The sequence below is a fragment of the Natrinema soli genome, assembly GCF_028618695.1.
In genome coordinates this window covers 1-1,382 of the sequence record NZ_JAQIVI010000468.1, presented here as the reverse complement: position 1 = coordinate 1,382, position 1,382 = coordinate 1, and the positions used below count along the sequence as shown (strand labels likewise).

Here is a 1,382-nt window from a genome sequence, read left to right as displayed (position 1 = left end):
CGGCGACGGCGGCTCCACCGACGCCGGCGAGCGCGCCGAGTACCGCCCGCCGATTCACGCCGTCCGTGGCATCGCCGGTCACGATCCGTCACCGCCCATCGGATACTCTGGAACCAATACGCGGACGATCACTCCTGTGCTGGTCATACCCCCCGATGCGGCTATCCGCTCAAGAAGCTTCTGTCCGCGCCGTCCGGTCGCGATCCGCAGGCGACGACTCTCACAGGCCGTCAGTAACGGCTCTTCACGGGTACCGTCTCACAGTCAACCAATGATGTTCCCGTGCGTTCCCCTGCCGTGCTTCGCCCGGTAAGTGTGACGAGAGCGTCTACCGGCCGATGGAGGCTCACCACTCGAGAGCGCACACCCGGTGATGAGACGGAATACGGGTGACCGCTACCGGCCCGGTCGGCGAACGCCGCTCAGTCGAGCCGAACCTCGATCAACGATAGCTCCTCCGACGGCACGGCCTCCGCGAACGCCGACTCGATCTCGTCCCATCCCTCGGGCCGGTAGGCCTCGAGCCCGAAGCTCTCGGCGAACGTCACCAGATCGGGATTGGTCAGCTCGGTGCCGGTGTGCTCGCCCCGGTGATCCTCTTGCTTCTCCGAAATCAGCCCGTAATCGTCGTCGTTGAAGACGACGGTCGTGAAGCCACAGTCGAGTCGGCTCGCGGTCTCGAGCTCCGCCGCGTTCATCAGGAAGCCGCCGTCGCCCGTGCCCGCGACCACGTTCCCCTCGATCGCCAGATCCGCAGCGAGCGCGCCCGGGACGGCGATCCCCATGCTGGCCAGCCCGTTCGAGATCACGCAGGTGTTGGGCTCGTAGGTCGGGAACGACTGCGCGATCGCCATCTTGTGACTGCCCACGTCCGAGACGAGCACGTCCGAGTCGGCCATCGCCTCGCGCAGGAGGGGCAGCGCGTTCCGCACCGTCACCGGATCGTCTTCTGACGGCGGCTCCGTCACCGCCTCGAGCAGCCGCTCGTGCAGATCGCCACACCACAGCGAACAGGCCCCGTCTGCGAGCTGTTCGTCGATCGCCTCGAGCGCCGCGCCCACGTCGGCGACGATCTCGATGTCCGGGTTGTAGTGGCGGTAGACCTCCGCGGGCTCGTAGTCGACGTGGACGATGGTCTTCTCGAGGTCCGGGTTCCAGCCCTGGGGGTCGTGCTCGGCGATGTCGTAGCCGACCGCGACGACGCAGTCCGCTCGCTCGATCGCCCGCGCGGCCTCGCCCTCGGGTCCCGAATCGAGCGTCATCAGCGAGGCCGGCTCCCGGTTGGAGATCGCTCCCTTGCCCATGTACGTTTCGACGACCGGAATTCCGATGCGGTCGACGATGGCGCGGATGTGCTCCGACGCGCGGGTCCGCACCGCGCC

1 protein-coding gene is annotated in these 1,382 nt (G+C 67.5%); it reads right to left on the bottom strand.

Annotated elements, in window-relative coordinates; all coding sequences use genetic code 11:
* Window positions 1–422 precede the first annotated feature (422 nt).
* On the bottom strand, window positions 423–1,382 hold a 960-nt coding region (locus tag PGX04_RS24290; protein WP_273740859.1), incomplete at its 5' end, for a thiamine pyrophosphate-dependent enzyme.